Genomic DNA, 18677 nt, shown 5'->3' on the forward strand with positions numbered 1-18677 from the left:
GGTCGGTCAGTCGGCCATCGCCTCGCGGAGGCTGCGCGGGCGCAGGTCGGTCCAGTGTGCCTCGACGTACGCGAGGCAGGCGTCCCGCGAATCCTCGCCGAAAACGGCCGTCCAGCCCTCGGGTACGTCCACGAAGGACGGCCAGAGCGAGTGCTGGTCCTCCTCGTTGACGAGCACGTAGTAGCGACCCTCGGGGTCCTCGAACGGGTTGGTCACGGTGCCTCCTCCTTTGCTGAAGTCACGGTACGGGCAAGCGTCGAAAGCGCCCGGAACCAGGCCTCCGCCAGGTCCCTGACTGTCTGCTCGGTCAGCAGCGCGGCCGGCCATTCCCAGGTGGCGCTCAGCACCGGCCCGCCCGGTCGGTCCTCGGCGTGCGCGTTGACGGTCAGCGTGTAGTCCAGCGGCATCCCGGCGTCGGCGCCGATGTCCACGGCGTCCATCTCCGGCGCGTACGCCCAGTCGGCCGCCTCCGGGAAGTCGAACCGGCCGAGGTAGTTGAACTGGACCGCCGGTGCCGGCCGGGCGGCGAGCGCGGTAGCTGTGTCCGGGTTGAGGTGCCGCAGCAGGCCGTACCCGATGCCGCTGTCCGGAATCCGGGCCAGATGCGACCGGATACGGGCCACGGCGGCGCGGGCCGCGGGGCCACCGGCGAGCGCCTCGGCGGGATCGACCGGGCCGAGGTCCAGCCGCACCGGGTACACGCTGGTGAACCAGCCGACCGTGCGGGACAGGTCGATGTCGTCGCCGGCCGCCTGCTCCTCGCGGCCGTGCCCCTCCAAGGCGACGAGCAGCGGGCCGGCCGCCGCGATGGCGAGACCGGTCAGGAGCACGTCGTTGACGCTCGCGCCGAGCGCCGCCGGTACCGGCCCAAGCAGCGGCGCGGCAACCTCGGCCGGAAGGGTCAGCGTCACCGAGCGGGCCGTGCCTACGGCGTCCCGGGCCCGGTCCACGGCCGGACCGAAGGATCCGCCGCCGTCCAGGATCTCCGTCCACAGTGGCAGCTCGGCGGCCCGGTCCGGGTCGGCGGCGCGCTCGGCGAGCCGGGTGGCCCAGCGCGCGAAGGGGGTGCCGACCGGGGCGAGGGCCGCCGGCCCGTCCCGCCAGGCGGCCGCCAGGTCGGGGATGAGGATCCGCCACGATACGCCGTCCACGACAAGGTGGTGGACGACAAGCACCAGCCGGCCGGGGCGGTCGGGGCCGGCGTCGAACCACACCGCCCGCAGCATCGCGCCCGCGTCCGGGTCCAGCGCGTCCTGTGCCTTACGGGCCTCGCGCGCGACGACACCCGCCAGGTCGCCGGGCTCCACACCGGAGACGTCCACGCGGACCGTCCACTCCGGAGCGGGCGTGGTGCCCCGGCCCCGGACAGCGAGGCGCCAGTCCGGTGTGGACCTGTCCAGGCGGGCCCGGAGCATGTCGTGCCGGTCCACGACCGCGTCGAGGGCGCGCAGGAGCCGCTCCCAGCCCAGATCGGCCGGCACCTGGAGGACGACAGACTGGTTGTACCCGTCGATCGGCCCGCCCAGCTCGCACAGCCAGTGCATCACCGGGGTGAGCGGCAGCTCAGCCGGCCCGTCGCCGGTTCCGCCCAAAGCGGCCACGGCGGTGGCGAGCGGCGCGAGGGCAGCCACCGTGCGGTACCGGAACAGGTCGCGGGGGCGGATCGCCAGCCCGGCCGCGCGGGCCCGGCTGACCAGCTGGATGGAGACGATGCTGTCCCCGCCGAGCGCGAAGAAGTCGCCGTCCACGCCCACCTCCGTAACGCCGAGCACCTCGGCGAAGATGCGGCACAGCAGCCGTTCCCGGTCGGTGGCGGGCGCTCGCCCGGTACCGGCGGCGGCGTAGTCCGGCGCGGGCAGCGCGGCCCGGTCGAGCTTGCCGTTGGGCAGCAGCGGCAGCCGGTCGAGCGGCACGATCGCGGCCGGCACCATGTGCTCGGGCAGTGCCGAGGCGACGTGCCGCCGCAGCTCCGCGGCGTCCACGGTGGACGGCGTGACGGTGTACGCGACGAGGTGCCGGGCGCGCCGGGCGTCCTCGCGGACCACCACGACCGCCTCGGCGACGGCGGGGTGCCCGGAAAGCACCGCCTCGATCTCGCCGGGCTCGATCCGGTAGCCGCGGATCTTCACCTGGTCGTCGGCCCGCCCGAGGTACTCCAGCCGGCCGTCCTCGGTCCATCGGGCGAGGTCGCCGGTGCGGTACATGCGGGCGCCGGCAGGACCGCACGGGTCGGCGACGAACCGCTGGGCGGTCAGCCCGGTCCGGCCGAGGTAGCCGCGGGCGAGGCCGGCGCCGGCCAGGTACAGCTCACCCGCCGCGCCGGGCGGGAGCAGCCGGAGCGCGGGGTCCAGGACGTAGGCGCGGGCGTTCTCGACCGGCCGGCCGACGACGGGGCGCGCGGTGTCCCGTACCCGGGCGACGAGGGCGTCCACTGTGGCCTCGGTCGGCCCGTACAGGTTGTACGCCTCGGTGCCGGTCAGCTCGCGCAGCATCGTCCACAGTGGCTCGGGGACCGCCTCACCGCCGACGCCGACGACGGCGAGCGGGCAGTGGCCGTCGCGGACCAGGCCGAGGGCGGCCATCCGGGCGAAGTACGAGGGTGTGACCTCCAGGAAGTCCAGCTCCCGCGCGGCGGCGGCGAGCAGCTCGGGGTCCCGCTGGGTCTCCTCGTCCAGCACGTGCAGCTCGTGCCCGTCCAGCAGCCACAGCTGCGGCTGCCACGACGCGTCGAAGGAGAACGACCAGGCGTGCCCCACCCGCAGCCGCTCCCGCCCGGTCGCCGTGACCGCGGGGCGGTACAGCGTCTCGCGGTGCGAGTGGAAGAGGTTGGCGAGGTTGGCGTGGGTGACGACGACGCCCTTGGGCCGGCCGGTAGAGCCCGAGGTGTAGATGACGTAGGCGGCGTGACCGGGTCGCGCCAGGTCGACCGGGGCTGACTGAGTGGTCAGCCCGTCGATGGTGACCAGCGGGAGGTCACCGGCTGGGAAGTCCGCCGTCGCCACCACGCACACCGGCGCCGCGTCGGCGAGCATGAACGCGATGCGGTCGGCCGGGTAGTCCGGGTCGACCGGCAGGTACGCGGCGCCAGCCTTGTGGACGCCGAGGATCGCGGCGATCATGTCGGCGGTCCGGGGCAGCGCGAGCGCGACGACCCGCTCGGGGCCGGCGCCGTGCGCGGCGAGCCGGGCGGCGATCGCGTTGGCGCGGGCGTCGAGCTCGGCGAACGTCCACCGGGTCCCGGCGCTGACCACCGCCGTACGGTCCGGGCCGGCCGCCACCCGCGCGGCGAACAGCTCAGGCACCGTGGCCAGCGCGGCGGTACGGGTGGCGCCCCGCCCGGCGGTCAGGACCCGCTCCCGCTCACCGGCGTCGAGCAGGTCGATCCGACCGACCGGCAGTGCCGGGTCGCCGGCGAGCGCGGCGAGCACGGCAGTGAACTGAGCGGTCAGTCGGGCGATCGCCGGCTCGTCGAAGAGGTCGGCCCGGTACTCGGCGACGAGGCGCAGCCGGGTGCCCGGGTCGATGGCCCAGGTGAGTGGGTAGTGTGTCGCGTCCTCGCCGCCCCCGCCGACGACCCGTACGTCGCCGGGCAGGCCGGCCACCTCGGCGGCGCCGTCCGGGAAGTTCTCGAAGACGACGAGCGTGTCGAACAGCTCGCCGAGCCCGGCCAGCCGCTGGATGTCGGCGAGCCCGAGGTGCTGCGCCTCGACAAGGCCGGACTGCGCCTCCCACAGGCGTTCCAGCACGGTGCCGACCGGGTCCGGCGGCGCGCAGCGCACGCGTACCGGCACGGTGTTGATGAACAGGCCGATCATCGACTCGACGCCGGGCAGGTCGGCGGGGCGGCCCGAGACGGTGGCGCCGAAGACCACGTCGTCGCGGCCGGTGAGCCGGCCGAGCAGGATGCCCCAGGCCGCCTGGACCAGCGTGCTGACCGTCATACCGCGCTTGCGGGCGGCCGCGGCGATGTCGGCGGTGAGCCCGGCCGGCAGCTCGGCGGTGTGGCGGCGCGGTGCGGCCGGCACCCGGTCCGGGTCGGCCGGCACGATCCGGGTCGGCTCGGCGAGGCCGGCGAGTGCCGCGGTCCAGGCCGCCTCGGCCTCGGCGCGGTCCCGCCGGGCGAGCCAGGCCAGGTAGTCCCGGTACGGCACGGCCGGCGGCAGCGTCCCGCCACTGTAGAGGGTGATCAGCTCGCGTAGGAGCGGGCCGCTGGACCACCCGTCCAGCAGCAGGTGCTGGTGGGTGAGAACGAGCCGGTACGCCACCGGGCCGAAGCGGACCAGCGCGAGCCGCAGCAGTGGCGGCTCGGCCGGGTCGAAGCGGCCCCGCTGCCCGGCAAGACAGCGGGACCACCCCTCGTCCCGCTCCTGGCCGTCCACGCTGGACAGGTCCAGCTCGGCCCAGGGCAGGGTGACCCGCGCCGGTACCACCGCGACGGCACGGCCGGAGCGCAGGTACCGGAAGCCGGCGCGAAGGTTCGCGTGCCGGTCGAGCAGCGCTTGGCCGGCCGCCCGCAGTGCCGCCGCGTCGACCGGCCCGGCCAGCTCGAAGTACGACTGGACGGTGTAGACGTCCGGCCCCTCGGCGTCCAGTGTGGAGTGGAAGAGCAGTCCGGCCTGAAGCGGCGAGAGCGGCAGCACCTCGGCCGCGCCGGCCAGCTCCGCGCGTTCCGCCTCGTCCAGCGCCAGCAATGTGGACGGTGCCGGTCCGGTTTGGACGACCTCGCCGGCGAGCGCGGCGAGGCCGGCGACGGTACGCCCGGTGAAGACGTCCCGCGACCGGATCGCGAGCCCGGCGGCGCGGGCCCGGCCGACAAGCTGGATCGCGACGATGCTGTCCCCGCCGAGGGCGAAGAAGTCGTCGTCCACGCCCACCTCGGGCAGGCCGAGCAGGTCGGCGACGACCCGGGCGATCGCCTCCTCGCGGGCGTCACGGGGTGCGGCACCGCCGGCGGTGAAGACCGGTGCGGGCAGCGCCTTGCGGTCCAGCTTGCCGTTCGGGGTGAGCGGCAGCGGCCCGTCGAGCACCATCACGGTCGCCGGCACCATGTAGTCGGGCAGGACGGTGGCGACGTGGGCGCGCAGTTCCGCGCCGTCGATGGGGGCGTCCGCCGGCACGGCGTACCCGACGAGGCGTACAAGCGTGCCGGTGCGGTGCGGGACGACGGCGGCCTGCGCGACGTCGGGGTGGCCGGCGAGCGCGGCCTCCACCTCGCCGAGCTCGACCCGGAACCCGCGGATCTTCACCTGGTCGTCGACCCGGCCGAGGAAGTCGAGCGTGCCGTCCGCGCGCCAGCGGGCCCGGTCGCCGGTGCGGTACATCCGCGCGCCCGGCGCAGCGAACGGGTCCGGCACGAACCGGGCCACGGTCAGGTCCGGCCGGCCGAGGTAGCCACGGGCGAGGCCGCGGCCGCCGACGTACAGCTCCCCCACCACCCCGGCCGGTACCGGGCGCAGCGCGGCGTCGAGCACATAGGTGCGGGTGTTGGGGTCCGGCCGTCCGATGGGGACGGACCCGGTCCAGCCCGGCTCGGCGGGCCAGAGCGTGGAGTTGACTGTCGCCTCGGTCAGCCCGTACGCCGCGATGAGCCGTACCCGGCCGGCCCAGCGGGCGATGAGGTCCGGCGGCACGGTCTCGGTGCCGACGAGGATGACTGAGCCCTCAGGCAGCTGGCACTCCGGCGGCAGCGCGGAGACGAGCGACGGCGGCAGGATCATGTGGGTGATCCGCTGCTCGTCGAGGAAGTCGGTGAGCACCTTGTCGGCGACCCGGGCCTCGTCCGGTGCGAGCACGAGCCGCGCGCCGGTGCAGAGCGCCATCGCGAGCTCGAAGACCGCGACGTCGAAGCCGACCGAGGCGAAGTGCAGCACGTGGCTGTCCTCGGTGACGCCCATCCGGTCCTGCGCGGTGGCGACGAGGCTGGCGATGCCCTCGTGCGGTACGACGACACCCTTGGGGCGGCCGGTCGAGCCGGAGGTGTAGATGACGTACGCGGCTTGGTCGAGGTGCACGTGCGGGGCCGGCGCCGGGCCGTCCACGGTGGACGACTCGGCGAGGTCGGCCGGCGTCAGCACGAGGTGGGCACCGGAGTCCGCGACCATGTACGCCAGCCGCTCCGCCGGGTGCACCGGGTCGAGCGGCAGGTACGCGGCGCCGAGGCGGAGCGTGCCGAGCACGGCGGCGACCATGTCGGCGGTACGCGGGATGTCGATGCCGACGACGCTCTCCGGGCGCACCCTGCGGGCGTGCAGCAGCCGGGCGATCTCGCCAGCGCGCGCGTCCAGCTCCCGGTACGTGAGGTGGCGGTCGCCGTCGACCACCGCGACCGCGTCCGGCCGGGCGGCCACCTGGCGGGCGAAGAGCGCCGGCAGCGACTCCTCCGGCACGGCCCGGTCGGTGGCGTTGAAGCCGACCAGCACCCGCTCCCGTTCCGCCTCGCCGAGCACCTCGATGCGGCTGAGCGGTGAGTCAGGCGCGGCGACCGCGGCGGCGACGAGCCGGTTAAGCCGCTCGCCGAGCTGCGCCACGGTGACATCGTCGAACAGGTCGGTGCGGTACTCCAGCAGCACGTCGAGGCCGCCGCCGTCCCCCTCGACGAAGCCGAACACGAGGTCGAAGCGGGCGGTCCCGGTCTGTACCAGCTCGGCCGTGACGTCGAGTCCATCCAGGACGACGTCGCCGGCCGCGCGGTTGCGGTACACGACCATGACCTGGAAGAGCGGGTTGCTGGCGAGCGACCGGTCCGGGTTGAGCGCCCGTACGACCGCCTCGAACGGCAGGTCCTGGTGCGAGAAGGCGGCCAGGTCGGCGCGGCGCACCCGGGCGAGCAGTTCGGCGAAGCTCGGGTCGCCGCTCAGGTCGGTGCGGAGCACGAGCGTGTTGACGAAGAACCCGACGAGGTCGTCGAGCGCCTCGTCGGTACGGCCGGCGATCGGCGCGCCGAGTGGGATGTCCGCGCCGGCACCGAGGCGGTACAGCAACGCGGCGACCGCGGCGTGCGCGGCCATGAACATGCTGGCGCCCGCGCGCTGGGCCAGATCGCGCAACCCACGCGCCGCTGTTTCATCAAGGGGTACGGTCAGCGCCGCGCCCGCCGCTCCGGCGGCCGGCCCGTGGGGTGTGCGGTCCGTGGGCAGGTCGATCCGCTCCGGGGCGCCGCGCAACGCCTCCCGCCAGTAGGCGAGCTGCTTCGCGGCGAGACTGTCCGGATCGGACTCGTCGCCGAGCAGCGCCCGCTGCCACAGCGTGTAGTCCGCGTACTGCACCGGCAGCGGTGTCCACTCCGGACGGCGGCCGACCCGGCGGGCGGCGTACGCGGTGGCGAAGTCGCGCAGGAACGGCCCGTCCGACCACTCGTCGGTGGTGACGTGGTGCAACAGGACGGCGACGACGTGCTCGTCCGGCCCGTCCGGGATCACGGTGACCCGCAGCGGCAGCTCGGTCGCCAGGTCGAACGGCCGGCGTACCACCGTGTCGAGGTCGGCGTCCGGGAGTACCTCGACCACCGGGTGCGCCTGGGCCGCCGGCACGACCCGCTGCACCGGCCTCCCGTCCCGCTCGGCGAAGACCGTGCGCAGCGCCTCGTGCCGGGCCATGACGTCGCCGACCGCGGCGCGCAGCGCGTCCAGGTCGAGGGCGCCGCGGACCCGCATGACGATCGGGAAGTTGTACGCCGCTGTGGCTTGGCCGTCCTCGCCGTCGAGCTGGTGCAGCACCCACAGCCGCTGCTGGGCGAACGAGGCGGGCACCTCGTCCTGCCGTGCGACCGGTACGAGCTTCGGCCGGGCCGGGTCACCACCGCCGGCCCGGCTGGCCAGTTCGGCGACGGTCTGCGCCTCGAAGAGGTCGCGGATGGCGAGTTCGGCGCCGAGGGCGGTACGGGCGCGGCTGACCAGCCGGGTGGCGAGCAGCGAGTGGCCGCCGAGGTCGAAGAAGCTGTCGTCCACCCCGACCCGGGTCAGCCCGAGCACCTCGGCGAAGAGTCCACACAGGACCTCCTCCTGCGCGGTAGCCGGCTCCCGGCTCGGCGCGAGGGAGACAGCCGCTTCCGCGTCGGGCAGTACCCGGACGTCGAGCTTGCCGTTGACGGTGATCGGCAGCCGGTCCAGCGGGACGATCGCGGACGGCACCATGTAGTCCGGCAGGTGCCGCTTGAGGTGCTCGCGGAGCACGGGTACGAGGTCGCCCTGCGCCCGGGCGGCCGCGGGGTCGTTGGTGAGCGGACGCCGGCTGTCCGCATTGGTGGCAGCGACAGGCAGTCGGGCCTCCCGGAGGAAGAGCGCGTCCAGGCTGCCGTCGTCCGCGGCCGACCAGGTGACGTGCACGTGGTATCCGAGGCGCTCGCCGTGCGCGTACAGGTCTTCAGGCTCCGTCCCGCCGTCCGCGAGCCGGGCGTTGGGGATGCCGGTGACCCGGGCGGCCGGTCCCGCGATGGCGTCCAGCGCCGTGACCGGCACCTCGACCCGGGGCGGGGCGGGCGCGCGGTGCAGCACCGCGTCGTACCGGTAGCGGGTCAGCTCGTTGTGCGCCCGGCCGCGCCGCACCCGCACCGTGGCCGGCGCGAGCGTGGCGAAGTAGTCCGGATCGACGAGCAGTTCCTTCTCCAGCGCGGCGGCCCGGTCGGCGCTCCCACCCCGTACGGCCGCGATCGCCGCGTGGAAGTGGCCGGCGAGGCGGAGGTTGCGCACGTCGCCGACGAATACCCGGCCGCCGGGGACGACGAGGTCGAGCGCGGCGGTGAGCACCCGGGTCAGGTACGCCTCGCCCGGGAAGTACTGGACCACCGAGTTCACCACGACAGTGTCGAAGTAGCCGCGCGGCAGCCCGTCGAGGTCGTGCGCCGGCTGGCAGCGCAGCTCCACATGGGACAGCTCGGGCACGAGGGCGGTGTCGGCGCGCAGCTGCGCGATGACCGAGGGAGCGAAGTCGGTGCCCCAGTACGCCTCGCACTCCCCTGCCAGGCGGCTCAGCAGCAGTCCACTGCCGACGCCGATCTCCAGTACCCGCCGGGGCTCCAGCTCGCGGATCCGGGCGACCGTCGTCTCCCGCCACTCCCGCATCTCGTCGAGCGGGATCGGGGTGCCGTCGTAGCTGCTGTCCCACCCGGAGAAGTCCTCGGTGGACACGGCGGTGCCGATCTGCGTGTACTCGGCGTCGTAGATCTCCAGCCACTCGCCGATCTGCGCCCGCTCGGCGGCCTCCCGCTCCTCGCCGGCGGGCGCGGCCGGCACGACGTACCCGCTGAGTCGTCCATCCCGGACGGTCACGGCGGCCTGCGCGACGGCCGGGTGGGCGGCCAGCGCGGACTCGATCTCACCCAGCTCGACCCGGTACCCGCGGATCTTCACCTGGTCGTCGGTGCGGCCGAGAAAGTCGAGGTTGCCGGTCGGTCTGCGGCGCACCAGGTCGCCCGTGCGGTACATGCGGCCCGGCGTGAAGGGGTCGGCCACGAAGCGGTCGGCGGTGAGGCCGGGCCGGTCGAGGTAGCCACGAGCGAGGCCGGCGCCGGCGATGTACAGCTCACCCGCTGTCCCGTCCGGCACCGGGCGGAGCCAGCCGTCCAAGATGTACGCCCGGGTGTTCCAGATCGGACGGCCGACGGTCGGGGTGGCGCTCTCGTGCGTGCCGCCGCCCAGCGTGTTGATGGTGTACTCGGTCGGCCCGTAGAGGTTGTAGCCGAACGTGCCCTCGGTGTCCCGCAGCCGCCCCCACACCGTCTCCGAGACCGCCTCGCCGCCCAGCAGTACGAGCGGCGGCAGGTGCTCCCCGTCGAGCAGCCCTTCCTCGATCAGGTGCTGGGCGTACGTGGGGTGACGTTGACGACGTCGATCCGGTGCCGCGCGCAGTACGCGACCAGCGCCTCGGCGTCCCGGCGCAGGTCCTCGTCGCAGACGTGCACCTCGTGCCCCTCGACGAGCCAGAGCAGCTCCTCCCAGGACATGTCGAACGCGAACGAGACCGTATGCGCGATCCGCAGCCGGCGCCCGCTGGCCGCCGCGATCGTCGGGGCGAAGATGGCCTCGCGGTGGTTGAGCTGCATGTTCGTCAGCCCGCGGTACGGGGTGACGACACCCTTGGGCCGCCCGGTGGAGCCGGAGGTGTAGATGACGTACGCCGGGTGCCGCTGGTCGAACCGGAGCCCCAGCGGGGTGCTGTCCTGTGTGGACAGCTCGGCCACCACCGCGGGGTCGTCCAGCTGCAGGCAGTCCGCGGGCAGGGTCGCGGCGACGGCGGTCGTGGAGACCACGCAGACCGGGCGGGCGTCGTCCAGCATGAGCGCGAGCCGCTCGGTGGGGTGGTCCAGCTCCAGCGGCAGGTACGCGGCACCGGTGCGGAGCACGGCGAAGAGCGCGACGACCATGTCGATCGAGCGGGGCAGCGCGAGCGCGACAACCCTCTCGGGGGCGGCGCCGCGGGCGGCGAGGAGCCGGGCCAGCCGGTTGATCCGGGCGTCCAGCTCGGCGTACGTGACCCGCTCGGCGCCGAAGACGAGCGCGATCTCGTCCGGTGTCTGGGCCGCCTGCTCGCCGAGCAGGTCGGCGATCGTGCTGTCGGGCAGGTCGTGCCGGGTCGCCGCCCACTCGACGGCGAGCCGCTCCCGCTCCCCCGCCGGCAGCGCGTCAAGCCGGCCGACCGGGGTGCTGCCGTCGGCGGCGATCCGCTCCAGCACGGCGGTGAAGCGGTCGAGCACGCCGGCCGCGACAGTTCCACTGAGGACATCCGGCCGGTACGCGAGCATGACCCGCAGCGCCTCCGTCGGCGTGACCACCAGCGCGAGCGGGAAGTGCGTGGCGTCCACGCTGCCCACCTGCTCGACGCCGTGCCGCTCGCGGAGCGCGGCGAGCTGGTCCTCGCCGCCGACGTTCTGGAGCGCGAAGAGCGTGTCGAAGAGCTGGGTGTGCCCGGTCTCCCGCTGGATCGCGCCGAGCCCCACATGCTCGTACGGCATGAGCGCGGTCCGCTCGGCCTGCACACGGCGGAGCAGGTCTGCGACGGGTTCGCGCGCATCCAGGGTGACCCGCACCGGCACCGTGTTGAGGAAGAGGCCGATCGCGCGTTCGATGTGCCGGATCGGGGCGGTACGCCCGGCGACGGTGGCGCCGAAGACGACGTCGTCCCGGCCGGACACTGTGGACAGCACGATCGCCCACGCCGCATTCAGGAGCGTGTTGAGGGTGACGCCCAGGTCCCGGGCGGCGGCGCGGAGCCGGTCGCTCAGCGCCACGGTCATCTCGGCGCGGTGGCGTTCGGGCAGCGTGGGGCGGCCACCCCGGCCGACCGGCCCGACAAGGGTCGGCTCGGCGAGCCCGGCGAGCGCGTCCCGCCACGCCGCCGCGGCCCGGTCGCCATCCTGAGCCGCGAGCCAGGCGAGGTAGTCCCGGTAGGAGCCCGCCGATGCCGGCTCCGCGTCGCCGCCGTACCGGCTTAGCAGCTGTTCGAGGAAGAGCGAGGCGGACCAGCCGTCCCAGAGCAGCACGTGGTGGGTGAGGACGAGCCGGTCCCGGCCGCCGCCGAGGCGTACCAGCAGGAGGCGGAAGAGCGGCGGGCGGGCGAGGTCGAAGCGGCGGGTGCGGTCCTGCGCGAGCAGCGCGTCTAGCTGGACGTCGCGCTCGTCCGGCGGCAGCGCGGACAGGTCCACCTCGGACAGTGGTACGTCGACGGTCGCGCCGACGAACTGCACCGGCGCGCGGAGGCCGTCGCTGGTGAAGCCGGCCCGGACGCTCGGGTTGGCGTCGAGCAGGGCGGCGCAGGCGGCGCGCAGCCGGCCGGTGTCGACGCCGCGGACGAAGTCGAACGACGCCTGCGCGGTGTAGACGTCGATGCCGCCGGTGTCGTAGCTGGCGTGGAAGTACAGGCCCTCCTGGAGCGGGAGAGCGGCCAGATGTCGGCGACCGGCACGGGGCTGGCCCGGCGCACGGTGGCGGCCTCGTCCTCGGTGAGGGTGACGAGCGGCGCGTCGGAGACCTCGCTCACCGAGGGCGTGCCGGCCGCGGCGGCGAGGGCCGCGGGCGTGCGGTGGGCGAAGACGTCGCGCGGGCTGACCTCCAGGCCAGCGGCGCGGGCCCGGCTGGAGACCGCGATGGAGAGGATGCTGTCGCCGCCGAGCGCGAAGAAGTCGTCGTCCGGGCCGACCTCGGGCAGGCCGAGCACACCGGCGATGGCGGCGCAGAGGAGCCGCTCGCGCTCGGTGCGCGGGGCCCGGGCGGCGGCCCGGGAAGCCTCGGGGGCGGGCAGGGCGGCCCGGTCGGGCTTGCCGCTCGGCGTGCGGGGCAGCGCGTCCAGCGTGACGAACGCGGACGGCACCATCGGCTCCGGCAGGGCGGCGGCGAGGCCGGCCCGCAGGGCGTCGACGTCGAGCGGCCCGGCGGGGACCACGTAGGCGACGAGGCGGACTCCGCCAGGGCCGTCGGCGCGGGCGACCACGGCGGCGTCCGCGACCTCGGGGGTACGGCGCAGCCGCGCCTCGACCTCGCCCGGCTCGACCCGGTTGCCACGGATCTTGACCTGCTGGTCGACGCGGCCGAGGTACCGCAGTGCCCCGCTGGGCAGCCGCTGGACGCGGTCCCCGGTGCGGTACATCCGTTCCCCCGGGCTGCCAAACGGGTCGGCGACGAACCGGTCCGCGGTTAGTGCCAGCCGGCCGTGGTATCCGAGCGCGAGCTGGGGGCCGGCGATGTACAGCTCACCTGTGGTGGCCGGGCGCAGGAACGGGTCGAGCACGTAGAGCCGGGTGTTCCACACCGGACGTCCGATGGGGACAGTGCCGTCGCCGCCGTCCGGTCCGGCCTCCCAGGAGCTGACCTGGATGGCCGCCTCGGTCGGGCCGTACACGTTGTGCAGCGGCGCGCCGGTCGCGGCGAGCCAGCGGCGGGCGGTGGCGGCCGGCAGCGCGTCGCCACCGGCGAGCACCCGCCGCACGCCGGCGAACGCGCCCGGGTCGGCGTCGGCGAGCGGCCCGAGCATCGACGAGACGGTGACCACGGTGGTGACGTCGTGCTCACGGACCAGCCCGGCGATGTACCAGGGGTCGCGCCGCCCGTCCGGCTTGGCGAGCACGACCGCGGCGCCGGCGGTGAGCGGCCAGAAGATCTCCAGGATCGACGGGTCGAAGCTGGCCGAAAGCTGGTGCAGCACGCGGTCGTCGGGGCCGAGGCCGAACCTGTCGCGGGCCCAGGCGAGCTGGTGGCCCATCGCCCGGTGGGTGACGAGCACGCCCTTGGGGTGCCGGTCGAGCCGGAGGTGTAGAGCAGGTACGCGGGGTCGCCGGGGCGCGGCGCCGGCCCGACCGCCTCGGGCCCGTCCACGTCGAGGTCGCGCAGGACGAGAGTGGCGCCGGAGTCGGCGAGCAGGAACGCGATCCGGTCGGCCGGGTAGTCGGCGTCGACCGGCAGGTACGCGGCGCCGGCCTTGAGCACGCCGAGCAGCGCGACGATCTGCTCCACCGAGCGCGGCATGGCGACGGCGACGACCTGCCCGGGGCGTACGCCGCGGGCCCGCAGCCGCCCAGCGACCACGCCGGCCCGCGCGTCGAGGTCGGCGTAGGACACCCGCTCGTCGCCGGCGATCAGCGCGGTCGCCTGTGGACGGAGCGCGACCTGCTCTTCGAACGTGGCGACGAGCGTCGCCTCCGGCACCTCCCGTACGTCCCCGGCAAGCGGCGCTTCCACGTCTACGGCTAGGTCGACGCGGGCGGCCGGCCGGTCTGGGTCCACGGCGAACGCGGCGAGCAGTCGGCCGAGCCGCGCGGCGATGTCCCGGACTCCGAAGCCGTCGAGCCGCGCGGCGTCGTGCTTGAGCCGCAGCTCAAGGCGATCGCCCGGCATCACGATGAGCGCCAAGGGGTAGTGGCCGGTGTCCACATAGTCCGGTACGCCGGCGCGGAGCGTGCCGCCGGCGTCGGCGAGGTCGCCGTCGACCGGGTAGTTCTCCAGCACGACGATCGTGTCGAAGAGGTCGCCGAGCCCGGCCATCCGCTGAAGCTCGGCGAGGCCCACGTGCTGGTGGTCCAGGAGCGCGGCCCGCTCGGCCTGGAGGGTGCCGAGCGCGCCGGCGAGCGACTGGCCGGGGCGCCAGCGCATGCGTACCGGCAGCGTGTTGATGAGCAGGCCGACCAGCGACTCGATGCCGTCGACCTCGGCGGTGCGGCCGGAGACGGTGGTGCCGAAGACGACGTCGGTACGGCCGGTGAGGCGGCCGAGCAGCAGTCCCCAGGCGCCCTGCACGACGGTGCCGAGGGTGAGGCCGCGCTCGCGGGCCCGGGCGGCGAGGCCGGCCGTGACCTCCTCGGGCAGCGCGACCCGTACCTCCTCGTGGCGCGGCGACCCGGTGACCGCCGCGTCGACAAGCCGGGTGGGTTCGTCCAGGCCGTCGAGCGCGGTACGCCAGGCCGCGGTCGCCGCCGAGCGGTCCCGCCCGCCGAGCCAGGCGAGGTAGTCGCGGTACGGGGTGGGAGCCGGCAGGTCGGTGCCGCCGTAGAGGGCGAGCAGCTCGCGGAGCAGGACGGAGACCGACCAGCCGTCGGCGACGATGTGGTGGAAGCGCAGGACAAGCTCGTGCCGCTCGGGCCCGCGCGGGATCAGCGCCACCCGGACGAGGGGCCCGGATCCGAGGTCGAACGGGGTGTCCACACCGGACCACGGCAGCTCCAGCGACCCTGACTGAGTGATCAGCTGGACGACCTGGCCGTCGGGGCGCTGGCGGAACGTGGCGCGCAGTGGCGCGTGCCGGTCGAGCAGCGCCTGCGCGGCCCGGTGCAGCGCGGGTACGTCCAGCGGCCCGGTCAGGTCGACGGTGAGCCGGACGGCGTACACGGCACTGGCGGGGTCGAGGTGGGCGTGGAAGAAGAAGCCCTCCTGTAGGGGCGAGAGCGGCAGCACCTCGGCCGCACCCACCTCGTCCGGCAGCGGCTCCAGGGCCACGGAAACGAGGTCCACGGTGGACGCGGCGGTACCGGCCGCCGCCGCCAGCGCCGCTACCGTGCGGTGCCGGAACATGTCGCGCAGCGAGAGCGCGAGGCCAGCCTTGCGGGCCCGGATCAGCAGCTGGATCGCGACGATGCTGTCGCCGCCGAGCGTGAAGAAGTCGTCGTCGATACCGACGCCGGGCTGGTCGAGCACCTCGGCGAAGAGCCCGCAGAGCGCGGCCTCGCGGGCGTCGCGGGGCGGGGTGCCGGTGGCGAGGGCGGCGAAGTCGGGCGCGGGCAGGGCTTTGCGGTCGAGCTTGCCGCTGGTGGCGACCGGCAGCCGGTGCAGCGGCACGATCGCGGCCGGGACCATGTACTCGGGCAGCCGCTCCCGGGCGTACGAGCGGACGGCCCGCACGAGCGCGTTCACGTCGTGAAAGGCGGCCGGCGTGTTCGCGAGCGGGTGGCTGGCGCGCCGGCCGGGGCGGTACACGGTCCCGAAGCCGGTGCCGGGCCGGGCGAAGACCGCGTCGAGCTCGCCGACCAGGCCGTCGCCGGCCCAGGTGACCGCGACCTCGTAGCCCAGCTCGGCGGCGAGGTCGTGCAGGTAGTCCGGCTCGACGCCGCCGATCGCCAGGCGCGCGTTGGGGATGCCGGTGACCCGGAGCCGTTCGAAGTGCCCGGCCCGCAGCGCCGCCTCACTGGAGGGCCACGGTACTTCCGGCGGCGCGGGCAGGTCCGGCACCACCGAGGAGAGCACGGCGTCGTACCGGTACCGGCTCAGCTCGTTGACATAGCGACCCCGCTTGACTCGCAGATCCGCGATCGCGGGCAGGGTCGTGAAGTAGTCGGGGTCGAGCAGCAGCTCGCGTTCCCAGGCGACGGCCCTGTCGACGTCGGCCGGTCCGCCACCGCGCCCCGCCTCGACGGCGGCGCGGAAGTGGCGCAGCAGGCGGTGGTTGCGGATGTCACCAGCGAAGATCCGGCCACCCGGCGCGAGCATGCCGAGCGCGGTGGTGAGCACGGACGTGAGGTACGCGGCGCTCGGGAAGTACTGGGCGACCGAGTTGAGCACGATCGTGTCGAAGAAGCCGTGCGGCAGCCCGCCGAGGTCGTGCGCGGGCTGGGCACGCAGCTCCACATGGGACAGCGCCGCGAACCGCTCGCTCAGCCGCCGGATCGCCTCGGCGGACAGGTCGATGCCCCAGTACGCCTCGGTGTGCGGGGCGACCGCGCTGAGGATCAGTCCACTCCCGACGCCGATCTCCAGGACCCGGCGCGGCTGGAGTGCGAGGATGCTCTCGACGGTGGCGTCCCGCCAGGCCCGCATCTCGGGAAGCGGCAGCGATTCGCCGTCGTAGCTGCTGTTCCACCCGGCGAACGGGTTGCCGGACTCGGCCTCGAAGAGCGCGTCGTGCGCCTCCCGCCAGCCGTCCACCTGGGCCGCCGGGTCCGGCTCGGCACCGACGGCGGGCACCACGTACGCGACGAGCCGCTGCTCGCGCGCGACGACCGCGACCTGCGCGACGGCCGGGTGCGCACCGAGGACGGCCTCGACCTCGCCCGGCTCGATCCGGTACCCGCGGACCTTGACCTGGTCGTCGGCCCGCCCGACGAAGTCCAGCCGCCCGTCATCGAGGACCCGTACCAGGTCGCCCGTGCGGTAGAGGCGGTCGCCCGGCGAGAACGGGTTGGCGACGAACCGTTCGGCGGTCAGCGCGGAACGCCCCAGGTAGCCGCGGGCCAGCCCGGCACCGCCGAGGTACAGCTCCCCCTCCGCAGCTGGCCGCAACCGCGCGTCGAGGACGTACGCGGTCGTCCCGGGGTCGGCGACTCCAATGGGGACAGACGATGACACAGTGGACGGATCACAGAGGCCCAATGTGGAGTTGACTGTCGCCTCAGTCGGGCCGTAGGCGTTGAACATCCGCCGGCCGCGGGCGTGCCGCGCGACGAGCTCGGGCGCGACCCGTTCGGTGCCGGCGAGCAGCGTGGCCCCCTCGGGCAGCACGCAGTCGGCGGGGAGCGCGGCCAGCAGCGCCGGCGGCAGGATCATGAAGTTGGCGCCGTGCGCGTGGATGTACTCGGTCAGCGCTGGCCCGGGCACCCGCCGCTCAGCGGGTACGACGATCAGCCTCCCGCCGGAGAGCAGGCCGAGGCACAGGTCCCAGAAGGCGACGTCGAAGCTCGGCGACGCGAACTGGAGCACACGGCTGTGCGGCCCGACGCCGAACCGTTCCACCTGCGTGGCGACAAGCTTGGCGACGCCGGTGTGCGAGAGCACGACGCCCTTGGGACGGCCGGTGGAGCCGGAGGTGTAGATGACGTAGGCGGCGTTGGTGACGTGGAGCGACCTGGCCGGATCGGTGTCTGGTTGGCCCGCAGTGAGCGCCTCGATCTCAAGAAGGTCGTCCAGGACGAGGACCGGCGCGGCGTCGGCCACCATGAAGGCGATCCGCTCGGCCGGGTAGTCCGGGTCGAGGGGCAGGTACGCCCCACCCGCCTTGAGCACGGCCACCTCGGCGACGATCATGTCGACCGAGCGCGGCAGTGACAGCCCCACCACCCGTTCCGCACCGACCCCGCGCGCGACGAGCGCGTGGGCCAGCCGGTTGGCGCGGGCGTTGAGCTCGGCGTACGTCAGGGCGGTGTCCTCGAAGACGAGGGCCACCGCGTCCGGCGTCGCGCGCACCCGCGCCTCGAACAGGTCCGGCCAGGTCGCTCCAGTGCTCACTTGTTGTTGCCTCCGGCGAGGATCGGCACCACCTGGTCGATCGCGTACGGGATGCTCAGCACGGTGTTGAACGAGAGCGCCCCGCCCAGCGGCGGCTCCTCGTACGGCAGGAACGTGGCCCGTCCCTCCTTGGCCACCGCGAGCCCGGCGTAGACCTTGTCCGCCTTGACCCGGGACTCAGCCGTGGGATCGCCGCTGAGGAAGAGCAGCCGGTCCACGTCGACGAGGTCGAGGCGCTCGGAGCTGACGACGGTGGCGTTCTCCGCGCCGGCGAGCTTCGTGATCTCGTCCGGGATCTTGAAGCCGAGCTCGGTCAGGAAGACCGCCTTCGGGTCGCTGCCGGCGAAGACCGCGTACTGGCCGGGCTCGAACGGGTCCACCACGGCCGCCGTCTTGCCGGCCCACTCCGGGTGCTGCGTACGCGCGTCCGCGAAGCGCTTGTCGATGCCGGCGATCAGCTCCTTGGCCTCGGCCTCCTTGCCGAGCGCCTGGCCGATCGCGAGCGTCATGTCCTGCCACGGCGCGGCGTAGTCCGCGTACTTCGCCGGCTGTCCCACCGTGGGCGCGATCTGGGACAGCGTCGCGTAGTTCTCCTTCGTCATCCCGCTGTACTGGGCCAGGATGAGGTCCGGCTTGAGCGCGGCGATCTTCTCGAAGTTGTACTCGTCCCGCTCGCCGACGATCTCCGGCGGGTTGGAGCCCCACAGCGGCTGGGCCCACGGCCACTTGCCGAACGGCTTCTCGCCGAACCAGTCCACCGCGCCGACCGGCTTGGTGCCGAGTGCGAGTACCGCGTCCTGGTCGCTGAGGCCGAGCGTCACCACGCGGGTGGGCGCCGACTTGATTTCGGTGCTGCCGTACTTGTGCGCCACCGTCACCGGGAACGCGTTGGCCGCGGCGGTCGGCGCGGCCCCGTCGCCGGAGCCGGCGGAGTCCGCGGAATCGGAACCGCACGCGCCCAGGGCCAGCGCGGCCGCGAGCGCGGCGACGAAGGGCAGGCGTGATCGCAACATGTCGCTCCTCGAATATCTGTCCGAACAG

The 18677-nt window shown here is 74.4% G+C and carries 4 protein-coding genes and 2 pseudogenes; all 6 read right to left on the bottom strand.

Annotation, left to right across the window (positions count from 1 at the left end; genetic code table 11):
* Positions 1-6: 6 nt before the first annotated feature.
* The gene (locus Pflav_RS17255) at positions 7-216 is read right to left on the bottom strand and encodes an MbtH family protein (RefSeq protein WP_232071523.1); all 210 of its coding nucleotides are present in this window, start codon (positions 214-216) and stop codon (positions 7-9) included.
* A complete protein-coding gene (locus tag Pflav_RS43675) occupies positions 213-9713 on the bottom strand; it encodes an amino acid adenylation domain-containing protein (protein WP_415624324.1) in 9501 nt (3166 codons plus the stop codon). The genes Pflav_RS17255 and Pflav_RS43675 overlap by 4 nt, the downstream gene beginning before the upstream one ends.
* Before the next feature lie 74 nt (positions 9714-9787).
* The gene (locus Pflav_RS45715; protein ID WP_332107874.1) at positions 9788-11881 is read right to left on the bottom strand and encodes a condensation domain-containing protein; all 2094 of its coding nucleotides are present in this window, start codon (positions 11879-11881) and stop codon (positions 9788-9790) included.
* 167 nt (positions 11882-12048) lie between these two features.
* A pseudogene (locus tag Pflav_RS45720) lies at positions 12049-13191 on the bottom strand (non-ribosomal peptide synthetase); the annotation flags it as partial.
* Between the two features lie 185 nt (positions 13192-13376).
* A pseudogene (locus Pflav_RS43685) lies at positions 13377-17636 on the bottom strand (amino acid adenylation domain-containing protein); the annotation flags it as partial.
* Positions 17633-18649, bottom strand: coding sequence for an iron-siderophore ABC transporter substrate-binding protein (locus Pflav_RS17265; RefSeq protein WP_173037081.1), 1017 nt, complete (start codon positions 18647-18649; stop codon positions 17633-17635). The gene Pflav_RS17265 and the pseudogene Pflav_RS43685, both read right to left, overlap by 4 nt.
* Between the last annotated feature and the right edge of the window lie 28 nt (positions 18650-18677).

It is taken from the genome of Phytohabitans flavus (assembly GCF_011764545.1).
GTDB lineage: Bacteria > Actinomycetota > Actinomycetes > Mycobacteriales > Micromonosporaceae > Phytohabitans > Phytohabitans flavus.